Annotated in this window: 1 pseudogene; it reads right to left on the bottom strand. The window is 37.6% G+C overall.

What is annotated here, in order from left to right:
• Positions 1-229, bottom strand: a pseudogene (locus AAEY62_RS25245) (ATP-dependent RNA helicase DbpA); the annotation flags it as partial.

Below are 229 nucleotides of genomic sequence, written 5' to 3'. Positions count from 1 at the left end.
ACACAGCTTTGCGGGGTAAATTTAAGCAGCAATAATTTAAGTGTTGGGTAACGTTGTTTATTGTTATCCATTTTATAGAAGTATTGCTTAATAGTGCTTTTAGCTTGCTCTTCTTCTACCTTAACCATTACTGGATTGCTAAGCACACGCTTTGCAACAGCTTCTATTGCACGTGGAAACGTAGCGCTAAATAGTAATGTTTGGCGGTTAGTAGGAATACGCTCAATAA

It is taken from the genome of Pseudoalteromonas sp. GW168-MNA-CIBAN-0100 (assembly GCF_040309225.1).
In the GTDB taxonomy this organism is placed as follows: domain Bacteria; phylum Pseudomonadota; class Gammaproteobacteria; order Enterobacterales; family Alteromonadaceae; genus Pseudoalteromonas; species Pseudoalteromonas arctica.
This window is presented reverse-complemented; position numbering and strand designations above follow the sequence as displayed.